18 protein-coding genes are annotated in these 20,939 nt (G+C 71.2%); 10 read left to right on the top strand and 8 right to left on the bottom strand.

Translation table 11 applies throughout. The features are described from left to right. Positions 1 to 200: 200 nt before the first annotated feature. Entirely contained in the window at positions 201 to 962 is a 762-nt protein-coding gene (locus ACFWJ4_RS09685) for a polyprenol monophosphomannose synthase (RefSeq protein ID WP_380541303.1), read from the bottom strand. Between the two features lie 335 nt (positions 963 to 1,297). Here ACFWJ4_RS09685 and manA point away from each other — a divergent pair, with 335 nt between their 5' ends. Next, positions 1,298 to 2,503: a mannose-6-phosphate isomerase, class I gene (gene manA / locus ACFWJ4_RS09680; protein WP_380541300.1), complete on the top strand. Its 1,206-nt coding sequence runs from the start codon at positions 1,298 to 1,300 to the stop codon at positions 2,501 to 2,503. Between the two features lie 23 nt (positions 2,504 to 2,526). Here manA and dnaB read toward each other — a convergent pair whose 3' ends face one another. Then, the gene (gene dnaB / locus ACFWJ4_RS09675; protein ID WP_380541415.1) at positions 2,527 to 4,008 is read right to left on the bottom strand and encodes a replicative DNA helicase; all 1,482 of its coding nucleotides are present in this window, start codon (positions 4,006 to 4,008) and stop codon (positions 2,527 to 2,529) included. Between the two features lie 577 nt (positions 4,009 to 4,585). On the opposite strand from dnaB, the gene ACFWJ4_RS09670 reads away from it, so the two are divergent. Further along, on the top strand, positions 4,586 to 5,938 hold the full coding sequence (locus tag ACFWJ4_RS09670; RefSeq protein WP_380541297.1) for an MATE family efflux transporter: 1,353 nt from the start codon (positions 4,586 to 4,588) through the stop codon (positions 5,936 to 5,938). A 97-nt stretch (positions 5,939 to 6,035) separates the two neighbouring features. On the opposite strand, the gene rplI is transcribed toward ACFWJ4_RS09670, so the two are convergent. The 4 genes from rplI to rpsF form a co-directional block, all read right to left on the bottom strand. Further along, positions 6,036 to 6,482: a 50S ribosomal protein L9 gene (rplI, locus tag ACFWJ4_RS09665; protein ID WP_359909461.1), complete on the bottom strand. Its 447-nt coding sequence runs from the start codon at positions 6,480 to 6,482 to the stop codon at positions 6,036 to 6,038. Between the two features lie 17 nt (positions 6,483 to 6,499). Continuing rightward, positions 6,500 to 6,736: a 30S ribosomal protein S18 gene (rpsR, locus tag ACFWJ4_RS09660; RefSeq protein WP_030059640.1), complete on the bottom strand. Its 237-nt coding sequence runs from the start codon at positions 6,734 to 6,736 to the stop codon at positions 6,500 to 6,502. Between the two features lie 79 nt (positions 6,737 to 6,815). Continuing rightward, positions 6,816 to 7,424, bottom strand: a complete 609-nt coding sequence (locus ACFWJ4_RS09655; RefSeq protein WP_359909464.1) for a single-stranded DNA-binding protein — start codon at positions 7,422 to 7,424, stop codon at positions 6,816 to 6,818. Between the two features lie 96 nt (positions 7,425 to 7,520). Next, on the bottom strand, positions 7,521 to 7,811 hold the full coding sequence (rpsF, locus tag ACFWJ4_RS09650) for a 30S ribosomal protein S6 (RefSeq protein WP_188298654.1): 291 nt from the start codon (positions 7,809 to 7,811) through the stop codon (positions 7,521 to 7,523). Positions 7,812 to 8,133: 322 nt separating this feature from the next. Between rpsF and ACFWJ4_RS09645 the strand changes: the two genes are divergently transcribed. From ACFWJ4_RS09645 to ACFWJ4_RS09635, 3 genes are all read left to right on the top strand, one after another. Beyond that, positions 8,134 to 8,433 (top strand): hypothetical protein, encoded by a 300-nt coding sequence (locus ACFWJ4_RS09645; RefSeq protein ID WP_359909468.1) that lies wholly within the window; start codon positions 8,134 to 8,136, stop codon positions 8,431 to 8,433. A 215-nt stretch (positions 8,434 to 8,648) separates the two neighbouring features. Then, on the top strand, positions 8,649 to 9,767 hold the full coding sequence (locus ACFWJ4_RS09640) for a peptidoglycan bridge formation glycyltransferase FemA/FemB family protein (RefSeq protein WP_359909471.1): 1,119 nt from the start codon (positions 8,649 to 8,651) through the stop codon (positions 9,765 to 9,767). 13 nt (positions 9,768 to 9,780) lie between these two features. Beyond that, positions 9,781 to 10,815 (top strand): alanine racemase, encoded by a 1,035-nt coding sequence (locus ACFWJ4_RS09635; protein ID WP_359909474.1) that lies wholly within the window; start codon positions 9,781 to 9,783, stop codon positions 10,813 to 10,815. A 1-nt stretch (position 10,816) separates the two neighbouring features. Here ACFWJ4_RS09635 and ACFWJ4_RS09630 read toward each other — a convergent pair whose 3' ends face one another. Further along, on the bottom strand, positions 10,817 to 12,394 hold the full coding sequence (locus tag ACFWJ4_RS09630) for a glycosyltransferase family 87 protein (RefSeq protein ID WP_380541294.1): 1,578 nt from the start codon (positions 12,392 to 12,394) through the stop codon (positions 10,817 to 10,819). A gap of 193 nt (positions 12,395 to 12,587) precedes the next feature. After that, complete coding sequence (locus tag ACFWJ4_RS09625) at positions 12,588 to 15,056, bottom strand: transglycosylase domain-containing protein (protein WP_380541291.1); 2,469 nt, start codon at positions 15,054 to 15,056, stop codon at positions 12,588 to 12,590. A 518-nt stretch (positions 15,057 to 15,574) separates the two neighbouring features. On the opposite strand from ACFWJ4_RS09625, the gene ACFWJ4_RS09620 reads away from it, so the two are divergent. The 5 genes from ACFWJ4_RS09620 to ACFWJ4_RS09600 all read left to right on the top strand — a co-directional run bounded on the left by ACFWJ4_RS09620 (position 15,575) and on the right by ACFWJ4_RS09600 (position 20,823). Further along, complete coding sequence (locus tag ACFWJ4_RS09620) at positions 15,575 to 16,273, top strand: PadR family transcriptional regulator (protein ID WP_380541288.1); 699 nt, start codon at positions 15,575 to 15,577, stop codon at positions 16,271 to 16,273. 126 nt (positions 16,274 to 16,399) lie between these two features. Next, positions 16,400 to 17,482, top strand: a complete 1,083-nt coding sequence (locus ACFWJ4_RS09615) for an inositol-3-phosphate synthase (protein ID WP_359909486.1) — start codon at positions 16,400 to 16,402, stop codon at positions 17,480 to 17,482. Between the two features lie 127 nt (positions 17,483 to 17,609). Continuing rightward, positions 17,610 to 18,932 carry an MFS transporter gene (locus ACFWJ4_RS09610; RefSeq protein ID WP_380541285.1) on the top strand — a complete coding sequence of 441 codons (1,323 nt, stop codon included), beginning with the start codon at positions 17,610 to 17,612 and terminating at the stop codon, positions 18,930 to 18,932. A 108-nt stretch (positions 18,933 to 19,040) separates the two neighbouring features. Continuing rightward, the gene (locus ACFWJ4_RS09605) at positions 19,041 to 19,721 is read left to right on the top strand and encodes a hypothetical protein (RefSeq protein WP_380541282.1); all 681 of its coding nucleotides are present in this window, start codon (positions 19,041 to 19,043) and stop codon (positions 19,719 to 19,721) included. 37 nt (positions 19,722 to 19,758) lie between these two features. Further along, positions 19,759 to 20,823, top strand: a complete 1,065-nt coding sequence (locus ACFWJ4_RS09600; RefSeq protein ID WP_380541279.1) for a hypothetical protein — start codon at positions 19,759 to 19,761, stop codon at positions 20,821 to 20,823. Positions 20,824 to 20,939 lie beyond the last annotated feature (116 nt).

Raw genomic sequence — 20,939 nt, 5'->3', positions numbered from 1 at the left:
GGCTGCTCCCTCTGGTCGGCGGTCGGATGTCCTGCGCCCTACAGCATGGGAGCACCGGCGGCCGAATGCGCGGAAGGCGCGCCCGGCGGGGCGCGCCTCCGCTCCACGTCACACCGCGCTCCGGGCGGCACATGCGGAAGGGCCCGCCCACCGGTTCCGGCGGACGGGCCCTTCGGCCACGGGGAGGGCTGTTCGGTCGGTCAGCGCTGGGCGCCGCGCAGCCGGGCCAGCCGGTCGGTGACGCCCCAGGTGGTCACCCGCCACAGCGCCTCGACCACGATGCTGCGGCTCATCTTGGACGCGCCGAGCTCGCGCTCGACGAAGGTGATCGGCACCTCGGCGACCTTGAACCCGGCCTTCACCGTGCGCCAGGCCAGGTCGACCTGGAAGCAGTACCCGGCCGAGGCGACCTCGTCCATGCCCAGGCCCAGCAGGGTCTCCTTGCGGAACGCCCGGTAGCCGCCGGTGACGTCCCGGATCGGCACGCCCAGCATCAGCCGCGAGTAGGTCGAGCCGCCGCGCGAGAGCAGCAGCCGCGACTTCGGCCAGTTCACCACCCGGCCGCCCGGCACCCAGCGCGAGCCCAGCACCAGGTCGGCGCCGCGCAGCGCGCCCAGCAGCCGGTCCAGTTCCTCGGGCTGGTGCGAGCCGTCCGCGTCCATCTCGACCAGGACGTCGTAGCCGTTGTCGATGCCCCAGCGGAAGCCCGCGAGGTAGGCGGCGCCCAGGCCCTCCTTGCCCTTGCGGTGCATGACGTGGACGTGCTCGTCCTCGACGGCCAGCTTGTCGGCCAGTTCGCCGGTGCCGTCGGGGCTGTTGTCGTCGGCGACCAGCACGTGCGCCTCGGGCACGGCGGCACGGACCCGGCCGACGATCCGCTCGACGTTCTCCGCCTCGTTGTAGGTCGGGATGATCACCAGGACCTTGCCGAGATCAGCAAAACTCTGCTGGTTCACGGTCACGTACAAACCTCTCGGCCGATGGCGGGGGTCTCGGAACACCGGCGCCCGCACTCTGGAACGCGGCTCCGCCGGCAACCCGCCGGGGAGGACCCGGTGGCGAACTGCGCGCAGGGCGGAGGCTACTGCGTCCTGGCATCCTACTACCGCGCCGGGAACCACCCGCCCGACCGTGGCACTCCCACCCGATGCCCGCCGTTTCCCGTTGGGTGACACCGGTCGGCTAGGGTCGTTTCCCTTGCCCGTGCCCGGACCGCCCGCACCGCCGGGACCATCCCGGCGATCCGGACTCGGGACATCCGGGGCCGCCCAGACAGCGAAGGAGTAGGACCGCGCGCATGGACAGGCTCGTCAACACCGTCCGCCCGTACGCCTGGGGGTCGCTCACCGCCCTGCCCGAGCTGCTCGGGCAGCGGCCGACCGGTGAACCGCAGGCCGAGCTGTGGATGGGCGCCCACCCCGGGGCACCGTCGCGCGCCGACCGCGGCGAGGGCCCGCGCCGGCTGGACGAGCTGATCGCCGCCGACCCCGAGGGCGAACTGGGCGCCGCGAGCGTCGCCAGGTTCGGCCCGGCCCTGCCGTTCCTCTTCAAGGTCCTGGCCGCGGGCATCCCGCTGTCCATCCAGGCCCACCCCACCCTCGACCAGGCCCGGGCCGGCTTCGCCGCCGAGAACGCCCTCGGGATCCCCCTGGACGCCCCCGAGCGCAACTACCGGGACGCCAACCACAAGCCCGAGATGGTCTGCGCGCTGGGCGATTTCGAGGGCCTGTGCGGCTTCCGCCGGCCTGCCGGGGCGGCCCGGCTGCTGACCGGACTCGCGGTGCCCGGGCTCGCCCCCGTGATCGAGCGGCTGGCCGCCGGTGGGGGCACCTCCCGGCCGAAGGCTGGGGGAGAGTCCGAGGCGCTGCGCGGCGCCCTGACCGCCGCCCTCTCGCTGGACGGGGAGACCGTCCGGCGGACCGTCGAGGTGCTGGCCCTGACCGACCCCGACGGGGAGTACGCCCCGTACGCCCGGATCGCCGAGGACTTCCCGGACGACCGCGGCGTGATCGCCGGCATGCTGCTCAACCACGTCCGGCTGCGGGCCGGCCAGGCGCTCTACCTGGGCGCCGGGGTGCCGCACGCCTACCTGTCCGGCGTCTGCGTGGAGCTCCAGGCCAACTCCGACAACGTGCTGCGGGCCGGCCTCACCCCGAAGCACATCGACGTGCCGGAGCTGCTGAAGGTCGTGGTCTTCGAGGCCGGCGCCCCCGAGGTGCTGGAACCGGCCCCGGTCCCGGGCACCCCGGGCGAGGAGCTCTACCCCGTCCCGATCGACGAGTTCCGGCTCTCCCGCTTCGTCCTGGACGGCACGGAGCGCGGGATCGACGGCCGCACCCCGCAGATCCTGTTCTGCACCGAGGGCGCCACCCGCCTGACCGCCGCCGACGGCACCGTCCTGGACCTGGCCCGCGGCCAGTGCGCCTTCCTCCCCGCCACCGGCACCCCGACCCGCCTGAGCGGCACCGGCAGCACGCTGTTCCGCGCCACCGTCACCGTCTGACCGGCTCCCCGCGCGCTCCGGGCTCAGTCCCGGGTCATGTCGACGAAGCGCGAGTAGTGGCCCTGGAAGGCCACCGTGATGGTCGCGGTCGGACCGTTTCGGTGCTTGGCGACGATCAGGTCGGCCTCGCCCGCGCGGGGGGACTCCTTCTCGTAGGCGTCCTCGCGGTGCAGCAGGATGACCATGTCGGCGTCCTGCTCGATCGAGCCGGACTCGCGGAGGTCGGAGACCATCGGCCGCTTGTCGGTGCGCTGCTCGGGGCCACGGTTCAGCTGGGACAGCGCGATGACCGGGACTTCCAGCTCCTTGGCCAGCAGCTTGAGGTTACGGGACATGTCCGAGACCTCCTGCTGACGGTTCTCGGCCCGCCGGGAGCCGCCGGACTGCATCAGCTGGAGGTAGTCGATGACGACCAGCTTGATGTCGTTGCGCTGCTTCAGCCGACGGCACTTGGCCCGGATCTCCATCATCGACAGGTTCGGCGAGTCGTCGATGAACAGCGGCGCCTCGCTGACGTCGGGCATCCGGCGGGCCACCCGCGTCCAGTCGTCGTCCGTCATGTTCCCGGAGCGCATGTGGTGCAGCGCCACCCTCGCCTCGGCGGAGAGCAGGCGCATGGCGATCTCGTTGCGGCCCATTTCGAGCGAGAAGATGACGCTCGGCAGCTTGTGCTGGATCGAGCAGGCCCGCGCGAAGTCCAGCGCGAGGGTGGACTTGCCCATCGCGGGACGGGCCGCGATGACGATCATCTGGCCCGGGTGCAGCCCGTTGGTGAGCTGGTCGAAGTCGGCGAAGCCGGTCGGCACGCCGGACATCTGGCCCTGCCGGGAGCCGATCGCCTCGATCTCGTCGAGGGCGCCCTCCATGATGTCGGCGAGCGGCGCGTAGTCCTCGCTGGTGCGCTGCTCGGTGACGGCGTAGATCTCCGCCTGGGCGGCGTTGACGATCTCGTCCACGTCGCCCTCGGCCGCGTAGCCCATGCCGGCGATCCGGGTGCCCGCCTCGACCAGCCGGCGCAGCACCGCGCGCTCGTGCACGATCTGGGCGTAGTACTCGGCGTTGGCCGCGGTCGGGACGGAGTTGACCAGGGTGTGCAGGTACGAGGCGCCGCCGACCCGCTGGAGCTCGCCGCGCTTGGTCAGCTCGCCGGCCACGGTGATCGGGTCGGCCGGCTCGCCGCGGGCGTAGAGGTCGAGGATCGCGCCGTGCACCATCTCGTGCGCGGGCCGGTAGTAGTCGGCCGGCTTGAGCACCTCGACCACGTCGGCGATGGCGTCCTTGGAGAGCAGCATGCCGCCCAGGACGGACTGCTCGGCGGCCAGGTCCTGCGGCGGGACGCGCTCGAAGCCGTCCGCCCCGCCGCCGCCGTCGCCGTCGCCCTCGTCCCGGCGCTGTCGGCCGCCCTCCGACCGGCCGCCCTTGCCGCCCTTCTGGAAGCCGCCCTTCTGGAAGCCGTCGCGGCCACCGCCCTGACGTCCCTCGCCGCGGCCGCGCGAGACCGGCAGTCGGTCCCCCGGGCCGTCCGGGAAGGGCGCGTCGTCGAAGGCGCCGGCCGGGAAGGGGTCCTCGGCGGTCTGCCAGTCCTCCTCCGGCGGCGGGGCGTCGTGGTCGTCGTACTGGGGGCCGGTCACGCGTGTTCCCCGATCAGCGAGTGGTGCGAAGTTGGAGCGGGCTTGCCGGTGGCTGGGTGGAGCGGATCCGCTCCTCTTTGTACGCCACGGCTCCGACAAATCGGACGCCGGTGCGGCGGGAGTGTCGGGCGGAGGGCCCACGCTAAGGCGCCGGACGCCGTTGCGCCAAGGCGGTTATCCACAGGGGGTGTGGATGACCGGCCCTCTCCTGTGGAGAACTGCCGCAAAGCTGTGGACACCCCTGTGGACGTTCCTGTGGATAACCGGACCATCGATCCACCGTCAACCTGTTGACCTGGGATTACCCCGTTCCGGGCCTGTGCATGAGAAATTCTTCACACACCTCCGAACGGCTGTGGGCACAGAGCGGGCGAACCGCACCGCTCAAGATTTCGAGTAATGGTCACATGGCACTTACATCCATTACCTGTGGATGAGTAGCCTGGAGCCCATGACCGCCTCGCCCACGACCCCGGCCCCGGCCCCGGCCCCCTCGCGACGCCGCCACGACCGGGAGATCCTCGCCCTGGCCGTCCCGGCCTTCGGCGCGCTCGTCGCCGAACCGCTCTTCCTGATGGCCGACTCGGCGATCGTCGGCCACCTCGGCACCCCCCAGCTGGCCGGGGTGGGCGTCGCCTCCGCCGCGCTCTCCACCGCGACCGGCGTGTTCGTCTTCCTCGCCTACGCCACCACCGCGGCGGTCGCCCGCCGGATCGGCGCCGGAGACCGCCGGGGCGCCGTGCAGCAGGGCATCGACGGCATCTGGCTCGCCCTGGGCCTGGCCGTCCCGGTCGTGCTCCTCACCCTGCTGCTGGCCCCCTGGGCGGCCGACGTGCTGGGCGCCTCGGCGACCGCCGCGCCGCACGCGGTGACGTACCTGCGGATCAGCTCCCTGGGCATCCCGGCGATGCTCATGGTGCTGGCCGCCACCGGTGTGCTGCGCGGCCTCCAGGACACCCGCACACCGCTGGTGGTGGCCGTCGCGGGCTTCGCCGCCAACATCGGCCTGAACGTCGGCCTGGTGTACGGCGCCGGACTCGGGGTCGCCGGGTCGGCCTGGGGCACCGTGCTCGCCCAGACCGGGATGGCCGCCGCCTACCTGGTCGTGGTGGTCCGCGGCGCCCGCCGGGAAGGGGCCTCGCTGCGGCCGGACACGGCGGGCATCCGGGCCAGTGCCAGGGCCGGCGGCCCGCTGCTGGTCCGGACGATCAGCCTGCGCGCGGTGCTGATGACCGCCACCGCGGTGGCCGCCCGGCTCGGCGACGACCAGGTGGCCGCCCACCAGATCACCATGACGCTGTTCAACTTCCTGGCCTTCGCGCTGGACGCCATCGCGATCGCCGGCCAGGCCATCATCGGCCGCTACCTGGGCGCCTCGGACGCCCCCGGCGCCCGGGCCGCCACCCGGCGGATGGTCGAGTGGGGCATCGTCTCCGGGCTGGTGCTCGGCCTGCTGGTGGTGCTCGCCCGCCCGCTGTACGTCCCGCTGTTCACGCCCGATCCGGCCGTCCGGGCCCAGCTGGACACCGCCCTGCTGCTGCTCGCGCTCACCCAGCCGGTGGCCGGCCTGGTCTTCGTGCTGGACGGCGTGCTGATGGGCGCCGGGGACGGGCCGTACCTGGCGTGGGCGGGGCTCGCGACCCTGGCGGTGTTCGTCCCGGTGGCGCTGGCGGTCCCGGCCACCGGCACCGGACTGGCCGGGCTCTGGTGGGCGATGAACCTGTTCATGCTGCTGCGGGCCGGCTTCCTGGCCTGGCGCGCCCGCGGCGGCAAGTGGCTGGTCACCGGGGCGGTGCGCGGCTGAAACGCCTCCGGACGGGACTCCCGCGGGGGTCCCGTCCGGAAATGACCGAGGGCCGGACTCCCGGAGGAGTCCGGCCCTCGGGCCTTGGCTACGGAGCTCAGGCAGCCACGACGGCGACGTCGAGGTTGGCCACGACGTCCGAGTGCAGCTTGACCGAGACCTTGTGGGAGCCCACGGTCTTGATCGGCGAGCCGATCGCGACGGCGCGCTTGTCCACGGCCGGGCCGCCGGCGGCCTTGATGGCCTCGACGACGTCGGACTGGGTCACCGAGCCGAACAGACGGCCGGCCTCGCCCGAGCGGACGGCCAGCTTGACCTGGACGCCCTCGAGCTGACCCTTGACCTCGTTGGCGGCCTCGAGGGTCTGGATGGCGTGGATCTTCCGGGCGCGACGGATGGCGTCGACGTCCTTCTGACCACCCTTGGTCCAGCGGATGGCGAAGCCACGCGGGACCAGGTAGTTGCGGGCGTAGCCGTCCTTGACCTCGACGACCTCGCCGGCGGAGCCGAGACCCGGCACCTCGTGCGTGAGGATGATCTTCATTACTTGGTCACCCTCTCTTAGCGCGCGGTGCTGGTGTAGGGCAGCAGCGCCATCTCACGGCTGTTCTTCACGGCCGTGGCGACGTCACGCTGGTGCTGGGTGCAGTTGCCGGTCACCCGACGGGCACGGATCTTGCCGCGGTCGGAGATGTACTTCCGCAGCAGGTTCGTGTCCTTGTAGTCAACGTAGTTGACCTTGTCCTTGCAGAAGACGCAAACCTTCTTCTTCGGCTTGCGAGCAGGCGGCTTCGCCATTGTGTGCTCCATTTGGGGTTCACGGCCCGGCGGGCGTCCGAGGACGCCGGCCGCCGGGCCGCACGAAATCTGTCAGCTCTTAGAACGGGGGCTCTTCCGAGAAACCGCTACCACCGGACGGGGCACCCCAGCCGCCGCCCTGGTTTCCACCGGACGGGGCGCTGGAGGCCCAGGGGTCGTCGGAGGGACCGGACTGGCCGCCACCGGAGTTTCCACCCCAGTTGCCGCCGCCCTGCTGGCCGCCACCGCCGCCGCCCCAGTTACCGCCGCCCTGCTGGCCGCCGCCCTGCTGGCCGCCGAAGCCGCCACCGGGGCCGCCGGACCGGTTGGCCCGGGTGACCTTGGCGGTCGCCGAACGCAGGCTCGGACCGACCTCGTCGACCTCGACCTCGAAGACCGTCCGCTTCTCGCCTTCCTTGGTCTCGTAAGACCGCTGGCGCAGTCGGCCCTGCACGATGACGCGCATGCCGCGCTGCAGCGACTCGGCCACGTTCTCCGCCGGCTGCCGCCAGACGTTGCACGTGAGGAAGAGGCTCTCGCCGTCCTTCCACTCGTTCGTCTGACGGTCGAAGGTGCGGGGGGTGGACGCGATGCGGAACTTCGCGACCGCCGCACCCGACGGGGTGAAGCGCAGCTCGGGGTCGTCGACGAGATTGCCGACGAGGGTGATGACGGTCTCGCCTGCCATGGTGGTGATGACCTCTCGGGAAGATGTCCGTTCGCCGCCGTTTCACGTGAAACAGCGGACGCGAGCTACCCGAGACCCGAAGGCCTCAGAGGTGGCTCAGTGGGTGTCCGGGCGCAGGACCTTGGTCCGCAGAACCGACTCGCTCAGGCCCAGCTGGCGGTCGAGCTCCTTGACGACCTCAGGCGTGGCCTTGAGGTCGATGACCGAGTAGATGCCCTCGGACTGCTTGTTGATCTCGTAAGCCAGACGGCGGCGACCCCAGGTGTCGACCTTCTCCACCTTGCCACCCGCGTTGCGGACGACGGCGAGGAAGCTCTCGATCAGGGGGGAGACAGCGCGCTCCTCGACCGAGGGGTCGAGGATGACCATCAGCTCGTAGTGACGCATGAGTAACCCACCTCCTTTGGACTCAGCGGCCACGGTCTCTCCGTGGCAGGAGGGTTGTGCGTAGCGTCGGCACCGGAGCAGTGACGACTCCGGCCCACCGTAGCGGCCGGGTCGGACAGTCGGCCCCCTGCTCCACCCGAAAGTGGTCGTCGCCCGGAAGCGGACGCAAAGGGGGCACAACTACACCAGTGCAGACGGCACAGCCTACCTGCACCCGGACGGCCGAACAAAACGCATAGGGGTTGTGAGAGCGACCCAAGCACCGCAATCTGGACGGAACGGGATTCCTGCCCGTTCGTCTCCACGCCAGGAGGTGGGACCCATGGCCCAGTCCGTCCACCGCATGCCCGCCCTCACGCTGAACACCGACGGCCACCCGCACCCCCGCGAGAACACCCTGGTGGGCGTCACCGCCCTGCTGGGCGTGATCGCGTTCACCACCTCGTTCTTCCACAACCTGCACCTGCTGACCTCGTGGACCGGCCTGTTCGGCATCGTCACGGGCCTGTGGGGCATGTTCGTCTCGGTCACCACCGCCGAGCGCTTCGTCCTGATGGTCTCGCTCGGCGCCGCCGCGCTCGGCTTCTACCTCGGCATCGCCCGGGGCGGTCTCTGGGGCTGACCCCTCCCCCGCGCCCGCCCCGCGCCGCCGCCACTGGGACCGAGCCCACAGGGCCCGCCCGGAACCCTCGCCGCCCCCGTCGCGTATCTGCAGAGGAGACAGGTACCCGGCGGGGGCGCCGTCGTGCCCACCACGACGGGTGCCCGAGCCCCGGACGATAGGGTCAGCCCGAGAACTGGGGCCACCGCAGCCCGACCGACGAGGAGCACCGAGCAATGAGCCTGCGCCTGAGGACGATCACCCGCGAGGAGCACCTCGCCTTCATCAGGAGCCGCGCCTCGGCCAGCCACATGCAGGTGCCGTCGTGGGGTGACGTGAAGGCCGAGTGGCGGTCCGAGTCGATCGGCTGGTTCGACGAGGCCAACCAGCTCGTCGGCGCCGGCCTGGTCCTGTACCGCCAGCTGCCCAAGCTCAAGCGCTACCTCGCCTACCTGCCCGAGGGCCCGGTCATCGACTGGTTCGACCGCGACCTCGACCGCTGGCTCTCCCCGATGCTGGCGCACCTCAAGTCGCAGGGCGCGTTCTCGGTGAAGATGGGCCCGCCGATCGTCATCCGCCGCTGGAACGCCCCCACCATCAAGGAGGCCATCGCCGCGAAGCAGGCCAAGCGCCTGCGCGACGTCGAGGCGGACTGGTACGAGGCCCGCGCCTTCGAGGTGGCCGACCGGCTGCGCAAGGCCGGCTGGCTCCAGGGCGAGGACGGCGGCGCGGGCTTCGGCGACGTCCAGCCCCGCTACGTCTTCCAGGTGCCGCTGGCCAACCGCTCGCTGGACGACATCCACAAGAACTTCAACCAGCTCTGGCGCCGCAACATCAAGAAGGCCGAGAAGAGCGGCGTCGAGGTCGTCCAGGGCGGCTACGACGACCTGCCGATCTTCCACCAGCTCTACCTGGTCACCGCCGAGCGCGACAAGTTCACCCCGCGCCCGCTGGCCTACTTCCAGCGGATGTGGAAGGCCCTCGTGGCCGAGGACCCGAACCGCATGCGGCTCTACATCGCCTACCACCAGGGCGAGCCGCTGGCCGCCACCACGATGCTCGTGGTCGGCGAGCACGTCTGGTACTCCTACGGCGCCTCGGCCAACCACAAGCGCGAGGTCAAGCCGTCCAACGCCATCCAGTGGCGGATGATGCGCGACTCCTACGCCCTCGGCGGCGGGGTGTACGACCTGCGCGGCATCAGTGACACCCTGGACGAGGACGACCACCTGTTCGGTCTGATCCAGTTCAAGGTCGGCACCGGCGGCCAGGCGGCCGAGTACCTCGGCGAGTGGGACTTCCCGCTCAACAAGCTGCTGCACAAGGCCCTCGACCTCTACATGTCCCGCCGCTGAGGAGGCTGCCCCGATGACGCTGTCGCTCTACCTCGACACCGAACGCTGGCGCACCCACCAGCGCTCCGTCCTCGCCGAGTTCCCCGGCCTGGTGCCGGTCGCCAAGGGGAACGGCTACGGCCTGGGCAACCACCGGCTGGCCGAGGAGGCGACGCTGCTGGGCACCGGGGTGCTCGCCGTCGGTACCGCGTACGAGGCGGCCGACGCCGCCGAGTGGTACGGCGGCGAGCTGCTGGTGCTCACCCCGTACCGGGTCGGCGAGGAGGCGCTGCCGCTGCCGCACGCCCGGGTGATCCGGACGGTGGCCAGCGTGGACGCGCTGCGCGCGCTGCACGGCGCCCGGGTGGTGCTGGAGTGCATGACCACCATGCGCCGGCACGGCGTGAGCGCGGACGACCTGCGCACCGTCGCCGCCGAGCTGGAGGGCGTGAGCTTCGAGGGCCTGGCGCTGCACCTGCCGATGGACCGGCCGGACGGCTCCAGCCCCGTCGAGGAGGTCGCGTACTGGGTGGACACCGCCCGGGCGGCCGGCATCCCGGTGCACACCGTGTTCGTCAGCCACCTCGGCGCGGCCGGCCTGGACCAGCTGGCCCAGCGCTACCCGCAGACGGTCTTCCGGGCCCGGATCGGCACCCGGCTCTGGCTGGGCGACCACGCCGCGCTGGAGGTCCGGGCCACCGTCCTGGACGTCACCCAGCTGCGCAAGGGCGACCGCTACGGCTACCGCCAGCATCCGGCGCCCTCCGACGGCCACATCCTGGTGGTCGCCGGCGGCACCGCGCACGGCATCGGCCTGGAGGCGCCCAAGTACGTCCAGAGCATGGGGGCGCGGGCCAAGGGCATCGCCCGGGCCGGCCTGGCGACGGTCAACAAGACCAAGTCGCCGTTCCACTGGGCCGGCAAGCAGCTGTGGTTCGCCGAGCCGCCGCACATGCAGGTCTCGCTGCTGTTCCTGGACGGGGAGACCACGCCCCCCGCGATCGGCGAGGAGCTCGGTCTCCAGGTCCGGCACACCACCACGCACTTCGACCGCGTGGTGGACCGCTGAGCTACGGCTTCTCGGCCGGCTCCGGCAGTTCGGGCTCGTCGAGCCACTGCCCGGGGCCGGCCGGCGCGTACGCGGCGTAGCTCTCCTCCTCGCGCAGCCGACGGGCGGTGCCCAGCACGGACACGTCCGGGGCGTGGTCCAGCACCCCGCCGGAGGGGTCGTCGCTGCCGTCCCAGCGGACCGGGTCGTGGTCCGGGTGGAGGACGTCGCGGACCACCAGGGCGACCAGGTAGAGCGTGCCCAGCAGGTGCAGTCCGATCGCGAAGTGGTACCAGCCCTCGCTGATCCCGTGCTGCTTGGAGCCGGTGACCAGGCCCAGGTGGGACCAGATGCCCAGGGTGTAGAGCACCTCGCAGGCCTGCCAGATCAGGAAGTCCCGCCAGCGCGGCCGGGCCAGCACCGCGAGCGGCAGCAGCCAGAGCGCGTACTGCGGCGAGTACACCTTGTTGACCAGCACGAACAGCGCGACGACCAGGAAGGCCAGCTGGGCGAAGCGCGGCCGGCGCGCGGCCGAGAAGCCGAGCCACGCTATGGCCAGGCAGCCCAGCACCATCAGCACGCCGATGTAGACGTCGAGGTCGGCCAGCCCGGCGCCGCGGCGCTGCATCAGGATCAGCCAGAACGAGCCGTAGTCCTCGCCGCGGTGCTTGCTGAACACGTAGAAGGTCGACCAGCCCCGCCAGTTGGCCAGCATGATCGGCAGGTTGACCACCAGCCAGGCGCCGACCGCACCGCCCAGCATCACCCGGAACTCGCGCCACTTGCCGGCCCGCCAGCAGAGCACCAGCAGCGGGCCGATCAGCAGCAGCGGATAGAGCTTGGCCGCGGTGGCCAGACCGATGAAGACACCGGCCCAGCCCGGCCGGGCACCGGCCCACCAGGCCATCGCCACGGCGGCCAGGGCGACCGCGAGCAGGTCCCAGTTGACGGTGCCGTTGAGCAGCAGGACCGGGGCGAGCGCGAACAGCAGCGCGTCCCACGGGCGGCGCCGGTGGGTGCGCGAGAGCGCCACCGCGGCGACCACGGCGCAGGCCATCAGCAGCCCGGCGTTGATCGCCCAGAACCACTGCTCCTGGCTCTGCTGGTCGCCGCCGCCGGGCGTCAGCCAGGCCGCGACCTGCATGAACAGGCCGGTCAGCACCGGGTACTCCAGGTACTGGAGATCCCCCGAGGAGCCCGGGATGCGGTCCACGTACGGGTGCAGCCCGGCCGCGAAGCCGCGTCCGGAGAACAGGTGCGGGATGTCGCTGTAGCAGGCGTGGATGTACTGCGGCGAGCCCGGCTGGAACCAGGCCTGCTCGTAGCAGGGCAGCTTCTGCACCATGCCGAGCACCGACACCACGATCACCGCGAGCGCCAGGAAGCGCGCGGGGATCCACCAGGAGACGCCGAGCAGCGCCCGGCGGCCCGGCGGCCCGCCGAACACCTCGCTGCCGGCCGCCGCCACCGGGTCCTCGTCGGCCGGGACGACCACGGTGTTGACCGGGGGCGCGGCCGTGGCGACGGCTGCCGGGAGGGGCCCTGCGGCGGCGCCGGACCCGACCGGGCCGGCGGTTTCGTCACGATCGCTCGACGTCATGCCGGACATCCTGCCGCACCGATCCCGTCGGGACGAGGAGGCCCCCGCAACGGTCCGCGCCCCCGCACGGCGGGCGGCCCGCCGGTCGCGACGCGACGGCCGGGCCGGAAACGGCGGTGATCCGGACGAAAACGGCGGTGGCGACCCTCCGAGGAGGACCGCCACCGCCGTTCGGGGTCGAGCCGGGACCGGGCTACTGCCCGGCTGCCGCGCCCTGTTGGCCGCCGCCGGTACTGCTCGGCGTCGGCCTGCCGCCACCGCCCGGCTTTCCGCCGCCGCCCGGCGACGAGCTGTCCGTCGGTCCCGGGGGCTGCGTCTGGCAGCCGAACACCGGCAGACAGCTGTTGCCCGGGTGCGGGTTCTTGGTGCTCGACGGGCTGGGCTGGTCGCCGGGGCAGTCCACGCCGGGCACGCAGGTCTGGGTGGGCTGCGGCTGCACCGGCGGCTGCGGCGCCTGCGACTGGGGCTGCGCCGGGGCCGTCGGGGTGTCGGCCGTGGTCGGGGTGGCCGTCGCGGAGGCCGTGGACGGCGCACCGGAGGAGTCGACCTCGGTGCCGACCGGCTGCGGGGTCGGGAAGTCCATCTTCTTCTCGTTGGCCAGTGCGGCCCTCATGTACCGGGTGAAGACGTCGGTCGGGATGTCACCACCGTGGATGGACTCCTTGCCGCCGGTCCCGTTGAGCGACTGCCGCTCGTGCTTGGTCGGGTCCTCGCGCCACATCGCGACGCTGGTCACCAGCTGCGGGGTGTAGCCGACCCACCAGGCCGACTTGTTCTGGTCGGTGGTACCGGTCTTGCCGGCCACCGGGCGGCCCAGGTCCTTCGTCTTCTTTCCGGTACCGTTCACGGCCACGTTCACCAGCACGTCGGTGACGTTGTCGGCGACGGCCGGCTCCAGCGCGACCTTGGGCTCCTTCTTGCCGAAGCCCGGGCGCTCCACGCCGCTCACCTCGACCTTGGTGACCGAGTACGGCTCGGCCTCCTTGCCGCTGGCCGCCAGGGTGCCGTAGGCGGTGGCCATCCGGATCGGGCTGATGGTGGAGGTGCCGAGCGGGAAGGTCGCCGTCTTCGGGTCGGCGAGGCTCTCCTTCTTGACGCCCATCTGCACCGCGATGTCGGCCACGTTCTGGCCGCCGACGTCCTGGTTGAGCTGGACGAAGGGCACGTTGTACGAGTACTGCATGGCCTGCCGCAGCGAGACGTAGCCGCGCTTGCCGGAGTCCTCGTTCTTCTGCCGGTACGGCTTGCCGTCGTCGCCGATCACCAGCGAGCCGTCCGGCTTGCGGATCTCGGACATGTCGTCGGCGAGGTAGCGGCTGTCGGCGTTGATCCGCTTCGGCTTGCCCTTGTCGTCCTTCGCGGTCTGCACGCCGGTCTGCATCGCGGTGGCCAGCACGAAGGGCTTGAAGGTCGAGCCGACCTGGACGCCGGTGGCGTCGGCGTTGTTGTCGAAGTGGCCGTTCTCCACGCCGTCGCCGCCGTAGAGGGCGACGATCGCGCCGTCGCCGGGGCGGATGCTGGCGGAGCCGAACTGGATGTTGGTGTCGTTGTCCGGCCGCTTCTGCGGGTTGAGGTTCTCCGACTTGACGGCGTCGACGGCGCTCTTCAGCGCGTCGACCTTGTCCTTCTCGAAGGTGGTGTAGATCTTCAGGCCGCCCCGGTCGATCATCTGCGGGGTGATCGACTTGTCGGTGGCCATCACGTACTTGTTGGCGGTGTCGACCAGGTAGCTGATCTCACCGTTCATGTTGGAGCTGGGCTTCTGCGGGATCGGGTCCGGGAACACGTTGCACTTGGCGCGCTCGTCCGGGGTGATGGCCTTGGTGTCCACCATCTGGTCCAGGATCCAGCTCCACCGGCCCTGGGCCCGTTCCTTGTTGTCCGGGTTGGTGGGGTCGTAGTACGCCGCACCCTTGAGCAGACCGGCCAGCATGGCGCTCTGGCAGACGTTGAGGTCCTTGGCGTCCACCCCGTAGTACGCCTGGGCGGCCGCCTGGGCGCCGTTCGCGCCGCGGCCGAACCAGCTGGTGTTCAGGTAGCCGGTGAGGATCTCGGGCTTCTTCTTCTCCTGATTGATCTTCAGCGTGATGAAGAACTCCTTCACCTTGCGGCTGAGGGTCTGCTCCTGGCTCAGGTAGGCGTTCTTCACGTACTGCTGGGTGATCGTCGAGGCGCCCTGGGTCTCACCCCCCTTCGCCATGTTCCAGACGGCGCGGAGCATGCCCTTGGGGTCGATGCCGCTGTCGGTCTGGAAGCTCTTGTTCTCCGCGGCGATGACGGCGTTCTGGAGGTTGGGGCTGATGTCCTTGAGCTCGACGATCTGACGGTTGGTCTGGCCCTTGCGGGTCATCTCCGTGTTGTCGGCCCAGTAGTAGATCGTGTTCTGGTTCTGCACCAGATCGTTCAGCTCCGGGACCTTGGTGCTCTGGTACAGGTAGAACACCAGGCCGACGAAGCAGCCGAAGACCAGCAGGAAGCCGCTCAGCCACTGCTTCCAGGACGGCAGCCAGCGCCGGATGCCGCTCTTGCCGAACCGCGGGTAGTCGATGAAGCGCTTCTTGCCGGGGCCCGCGGCCACGGCGGCGGAGGCCGCGGCGTCACCGCGCCGGCCGCCCCCCTTGCCCTTCTTCTGGGCAGCCTTGCGCATCTCCGCACGGGTCATCCGGGGCTGTTGTGCGGTCTCCCTCACCCCCGAGGGGCGGCGTCGGCCGACGCCGTCCGAGCTCAGCTCGTCGGGCTCCGACCCACCTCCCCGACGGCCGCCGCCTCCCGGGGGCTGCTGCCCGTCACCGCCCGGGTTGGGCGTCCTTCGCCGTCGCTCGCTCATCTTCCAGCCACTCCTCGCCAGGCGTTTCCAGCCTGAAGGCAGGGTTCACGTCCGATGCCCGCAAACCGCCCTGATCCCGGAGGTGGTCCTCGTGCACACGCGACAGCGTACGCAGCACGGATATACAACTAATCGGACATCAGTTGCCAATGACCGCAAAACGGCAACAGATCATTACAAGCCCGTTGCTAACCTCACCTGCGCGTCGGCTTGTGATCACATTCACGCGTGCCCCCCTTGCTCGTTCCGAGGGCCGGGTTTACTGTTCTCGATATATCGAGCCGATACATCGAAGCGGAATACCGCCGGATGCGGCGGCCGGACGGACACCGAGAGGGAGGAGGACGAAGGCAATGGGCAGACGCTCAGGAGTGCTGGAGTTCGCCGTCCTCGGACTGCTCCACGACGCCCCGATGCACGGCTACGAGCTGCGCAAGCGGCTGAACATCCTGCTCGGCACGTTCCGGGCGCTCTCCTACGGAACGCTCTACCCCTGCCTGAAGAGCCTGGTCGCCCAGGGCTTCCTGGTCGAGGACAACCCGGACGTCGAGTACGTCCCGGCCACCGCGCTCAACGGCAAGCGGTCCAAGATCGTCTACCGGCTCTCCGCCGAGGGGAAGCAGCGCTTCGAGGAACTGCTCGCCGACTCCGGCCCGGACGCCTGGGAGGACGAGCACTTCGGCGTGCACTTCGCCTTCTTCGGCCAGACCGACCGGGCCGTGCGGATGCGCGTCCTGGAGGGGCGCCGCAGCCGGCTGGAGGAGCGGCTGGAGCGGATGCGCAACTCGCTGGCCCGCGCCCGCGAGCGGTTCGACGACTACACCGTCGAACTCCAGCGGCACGGACTGGAGTCGGTGGAGCGCGAGGTCCGCTGGCTCAACGAGCTGATCGAGACCGAGCGGTCCAACCGCACCGGTCGGGCCGGCTCCGACGCCGGCGGCCCCGCCGCCGGCCCCCACAAGACTTCGGACGGCCGTGGCCAGGAGGACGGGTCCCAGGACCCGCCCGGGCCACCGTACGACCGCCCGGGGCGCTCCGCCCAGGAGCGCTGACACCGCGCCAGCCCTGTGCCGCGCGGCAGGATCGGGCGCCTCGCGCCCGTACATGCAGTCATCGAAGAAGCAGGACGAGTTCCGCCGACCCCGGCGGTCCTCATGAGATCACAGGGAGCAACCGGAATGGGTTCGGTTCGCGTAGCCATCGTGGGCGTGGGCAACTGCGCCGCGTCGCTGGTGCAGGGTGTCGAGTACTACAAGGACGCCGACCCGGCCGGCAGGGTCCCCGGGCTGATGCACGTCCAGTTCGGTGACTACCACGTCCGTGACGTGGAGTTCGTCGCCGCCTTCGACGTCGACGCCAAGAAGGTCGGCTTCGACCTGGCCGACGCCATCGGCAACAGCGAGAACAACACCATCAAGATCTGCGACGTGCCGCCGACCGGCGTGACCGTCCAGCGCGGCCACACCCTCGACGGCCTGGGCAAGTACTACCTGGAGACCATCGAGGAGTCGGACGAGGCTCCGGTCGACGTCGTCCAGGTCCTCAAGGACCAGCAGGTCGACGTCCTGGTCTGCTACCTGCCCGTCGGTTCCGAGGACGCGGCCAAGTTCTACGCCCAGTGCGCCATCGACGCCAAGGTCGCCTTCGTGAACGCCCTGCCGGTGTTCATCGCGGGCACCAAGGAGTGGGCGGACAAGTTCACCGAGGCCGGCGTGCCGATCGTCGGTGACGACATCAAGTCCCAGGTCGGCGCGACCATCACGCACCGCGTGATGGCCAAGCTGTTCGAGGACCGCGGTGTCATCCTCGAGCGCACCATGCAGCTGAACGTCGGCGGCAACATGGACTTCAAGAACATGCTCGAGCGCGAGCGCCTGGAGTCCAAGAAGATCTCCAAGACCCAGGCCGTCACCTCGCAGATCCGCGACCGCGAGCTGGGCGCCAAGAACGTCCACATCGGTCCCTCGGACTACGTGGCCTGGCTGGACGACCGCAAGTGGGCGTACGTCCGCCTGGAGGGTCGCGCGTTCGGCGACGTCCCGCTGAACCTGGAGTACAAGCTGGAGGTCTGGGACTCCCCGAACTCCGCCGGTGTCATCATCGACGCCGTCCGCGCCGCGAAGATCGCCAAGGACCGCGGCATCGGTGGCCCGATCCTGTCGGCCTCCTCGTACTTCATGAAGTCCCCGCCGGTCCAGTACTTCGACGACGAGGCCCGCGAGAACGTCGAGAAGTTCATCCGCGGCGAGGTCGAGCGCTGAGCGGCTGACCGCTCACGGCTCGCACAGCCGTAGGAGGGGCCCACGGTCTTCGGATCGTGGGCCCCTCACGTTCTCGCGGCCAATGTTTCACGTGAAACAGTGGCCGGTTCCATGGCACTCTGGGCGGGTGGCGATCACCGAGAACGGCAGCACCCACCAGTCCGCGCACCGCGCCACGCTCCTGGACCTGCTGAAGGGCCGCGACTTCCGGCGGCTGCTGACCGCCCGGGTGCTCTCCCAGCTCTCGGACGGCGTCTTCCAGGTCTCGCTCGCCGCGTACGTGGTGTTCTCCCCCGAGAAGCAGTCCTCCCCCGCCGACATCGCCTCGGTGCTGGCCGTGATGCTGCTGCCGTTCTCGGTCATCGGCCCGTTCGCCGGCGTACTGCTGGACCGCTGGCGCCGCCGCCAGGTGCTCTACTTCGGCAACCTGGCCCGCTTCGTGCTGGGCCTGGGCACCGGCGCGCTACTGCTGGCCCAGGCGCCGACCTGGCTGTTCTTCGCCTCGGCCCTGCTGGTCACCGCGCTCAACCGGTTCATCCTGGCCGGCCTGTCCGCCGCCCTGCCCCGGGTGGTGGAGCAGGACCAGCTGGTCACCGCCAACGCCCTCTCCCCCACCCTCGGGACGGTCGCCGCCGCCTCGGGCGGGGGCATCGGCTTCGCGCTGCACCAGCTGATGGATCCCGGGCCGCGCGCCGACGCCGCCCTGGTCACGGTGGCCGCGCTGCTCTACCTGTCGGCCGCGCTGGCCGCCCGGCGGATGGACCGCGACCTGCTCGGCCCGGAGCAGCACGAGGGCCGCCCGGCGCTCGGCCAGGCACTGGTCCGGGCCGCCGTCGAACTCGGCGCCGCGGTGCGCCACCTCGTGCGGGACTGCCGGCCCGCCGTGCACGCGCTGGCCGCCGTCACCGCGGCCCGGTTCTGCTACGGCGTGCTGATCGTGGTCGTGGTGATGCTCGCCCGGTACACCTTCAACGACCCGACCGACAGCGCGGCCGGGCTGGTCACCCTCGGCCAGGCGGTGGGTCTGTCCGCCGCCGGGTTCTTCGTCGCCGCGCTGGTCAGCCCCTGGTGCACCCGTCGGCTGGGCCTGGCCGGGTGGATGACGGCCTGCCTGGTCGCCCCCGTGGCCTTCGTCCCCGCCCTGGGCCTGAGCTTCACCCTGGTGCCCTGCCTGATCGCCGCCCTGCTGCTCGGGGTGGTCACCCAGGGCACCAAGATCTGCGCCGACACGGCGGTGCAGGAGTCGGTCGAGGACGAGTACCGCGGCCGCGTCTTCGCCATCTACGACGTGCTGTTCAACGTCGCCTTCGTGGCCGCCGCCCTGGTCACGGCACTGGTGCTGCCGCTGTCCGGCCGCTCGGTCGCGGTGGTGCTGGGGGTCGCCGGGGTATACGCCCTGACGGCGGTCCTCTACCTGCGCGCCGCCCGCCGGAGCCCGCTCCCCCGGTGACCAGGGCTCCTGGGAACCCTCGGGGCTCGCGGCCGACGGCGTCCGACCGACTCGCTAAGGTACTCGAACCTGTCGGATCGACAGAACTCCGTCTCGGGGGACGAACTGATGAGCACACCGCCGAATCCGTACGGCCCGGCCCCGGTGGGGCCGCCCGTCGCCACGCCGTACGGGGCACCGCCACCCCCGCCGGCCGCGCCGTACGGACCGCCGCCGGCCTACGGGCAGCCCGCACCGCCGGCCCCGCCCGGCTACGGTCCGCCGCCCGGGTACGGACAGCCGCCCGCCTACGGGCAGCAGCCGCCCGGCCAACCGCCCTACGGACAGCAGCCGTACGGACAGCCGGCTCCCGGACCGTACGGGCAGCTGCCGCCCGCCGGACCGTACGGCCCGCCCCAGCCCGCCCCGGCGGCGCCGCCCGCGCCGGCCGCCAAGCGCGGCATCCGGTCCAAGCTGCGGATCGTCGGGCTGGTCGGCGGCTGCGTGGCACTGGCCGTGGGCTACTTCGTGGCCGGGCCGAGCGTCAGCAGCGCCAAGCCCGGGGACTGTGTGCGGGCGAGCGGCTCCCGTGACGTCGAGATCGTCAAGTGCACTGACAGCAAAGCGAATTACCGTGTCCTGTCGAAGTTCGAGGGCACCACGGACGTGACCCGCTGCAAGCAGACGCCGCAGACCACGAGCGCGGTCTCGGGCAAGAGCGGCCGCCGCTGGAACAAGAAGCGGTACGTGCTCTGCCTCGGCCCGCTGGCGCCCACCACCACCGGCGTCCCGCCGGTGAAGAAGTCCTGACCCCTTCCGCCTCTCCTTTCCTTCCCGGGGGACCCCCTTGTCCGCTCCGCCTCCGCCACCACCGCAGATGCCGTACGGCCCGCCACCGGGCGACGGCAACCCGTACGCCTCCGGCGGCTCCTACGGCGCACCGCCCCCACCGCCGCCGGCGCCCGGATACGGCGCACCGCCGCCGGCGCCCGGATACGGCTACCCCAGCGCCCCGCCGCCGCCCGAGCAGCCGTACGGCGCCCAGCCCCCGCCGGACGGCTACGGCTACGGGTACCCGCCGCCGCCGACGGACGGGACCACCTGCCGGTTCTGCGGCGGCTACCCGGCGGTGAACGCCACCGTCCGCGGCCACCAGGGCCTGATCATCGCCTACCGGATGCTGCGGATGACCGGCCCGTTCTGCCGCACCTGCGGAACGGCGACGGTGCGCGACATGTCGGCCCGGACGCTGGTCCAGGGCTGGTGGAGCCTGGTGTCCTGGCTGCTGACCCCGATCACGCTGCTGCTGAACCTCGGCCCGCACAACAAGTTCAAGCAGTTGCCGCCGCCCGTCCCGGGCAGCCACGGCCCCCAGCTGAACCCGGGCGTTCCGCTGACCAGCCGGCCGCACATCGCGATGCTGCTGGTGCCGGTCTCGCTGGCGGTCACCGTGGCCCTGGCCGCGACCGGGGTGCTCGGCCCGAAGAAGGTCGACCCGGTCGCCGACCCGACGCCGTCCCCCACCGTGCTGACCTTCTCGCCCATGCCGCTGCCGAAGCCGACCTACACCTCACCGGTCATACCCACTCCGACCTTCACGCTGCCGGTCCCGACGCTGACGTTCCCGCCGGTCACCACGCCGACCGACTCGGACAGCAAGGTGGACTCGGCCAACCCCGGCGACTGCCTGCGCAACGCGAACGGCACCAGCGAGACCACCGACACCAACCCGAAGATCACCGTGGTGCCCTGCACCGACACCAAGGCGCAGTACAAGATCGTCTACAAGTACCTCGCCACCTCCGACGAGAAGGCCTGCGAGAAGCAGCCGAAGTCGGACAGCTGGTACACCAGCAAGCACCCCAACCTCCCGGCCCTGGACTACGTGCTCTGCCTGAAGCAGCTCAAGTAGCCCGGTACGGAGGAGGGGTGGGGGCGGCCCGCGCGCGCGGGCGCCCCCCCCACCGATTGGGGGCCCGGACAAGGACCGGCCACCCGGGGCACAGGCCACCACGCACAACAGGAGCG

The sequence above is a fragment of the Kitasatospora sp. NPDC127067 genome, from assembly GCF_042724755.1.
Classification (GTDB): domain Bacteria; phylum Actinomycetota; class Actinomycetes; order Streptomycetales; family Streptomycetaceae; genus Kitasatospora; species Kitasatospora lactacystinica.
Note: the sequence above shows the minus strand (reverse complement) of the source record. Positions and strands in the feature narration are given on the sequence as shown.

Bases quoted from the DNA above. Each gene is read 5' to 3' on its own strand.
- manA (WP_380541300.1), top strand. From the start codon at position 1,298: ATGGACAGGCTCGTCAACACCGTCCGCCCGTACGCCTGGGGGTCGCTC.
- ACFWJ4_RS09670 (WP_380541297.1), top strand. From the start codon at position 4,586: ATGACCGCCTCGCCCACGACCCCGGCCCCGGCCCCGGCCCCCTCGCGA.
- rplI (WP_359909461.1), bottom strand. From the start codon at position 6,482: ATGAAGATCATCCTCACGCACGAGGTGCCGGGTCTCGGCTCCGCCGGC.
- rpsR (WP_030059640.1), bottom strand. From the start codon at position 6,736: ATGGCGAAGCCGCCTGCTCGCAAGCCGAAGAAGAAGGTTTGCGTCTTC.
- ACFWJ4_RS09655 (WP_359909464.1), bottom strand. From the start codon at position 7,424: ATGGCAGGCGAGACCGTCATCACCCTCGTCGGCAATCTCGTCGACGAC.
- rpsF (WP_188298654.1), bottom strand. From the start codon at position 7,811: ATGCGTCACTACGAGCTGATGGTCATCCTCGACCCCTCGGTCGAGGAG.
- ACFWJ4_RS09645 (WP_359909468.1), top strand. From the start codon at position 8,134: ATGGCCCAGTCCGTCCACCGCATGCCCGCCCTCACGCTGAACACCGAC.
- ACFWJ4_RS09640 (WP_359909471.1), top strand. From the start codon at position 8,649: ATGAGCCTGCGCCTGAGGACGATCACCCGCGAGGAGCACCTCGCCTTC.
- ACFWJ4_RS09635 (WP_359909474.1), top strand. From the start codon at position 9,781: ATGACGCTGTCGCTCTACCTCGACACCGAACGCTGGCGCACCCACCAG.
- ACFWJ4_RS09630 (WP_380541294.1), bottom strand. From the start codon at position 12,394: ATGACGTCGAGCGATCGTGACGAAACCGCCGGCCCGGTCGGGTCCGGC.
- ACFWJ4_RS09625 (WP_380541291.1), bottom strand. From the start codon at position 15,056: ATGACCCGTGCGGAGATGCGCAAGGCTGCCCAGAAGAAGGGCAAGGGG.
- ACFWJ4_RS09620 (WP_380541288.1), top strand. From the start codon at position 15,575: ATGGGCAGACGCTCAGGAGTGCTGGAGTTCGCCGTCCTCGGACTGCTC.
- ACFWJ4_RS09615 (WP_359909486.1), top strand. From the start codon at position 16,400: ATGGGTTCGGTTCGCGTAGCCATCGTGGGCGTGGGCAACTGCGCCGCG.
- ACFWJ4_RS09605 (WP_380541282.1), top strand. From the start codon at position 19,041: ATGAGCACACCGCCGAATCCGTACGGCCCGGCCCCGGTGGGGCCGCCC.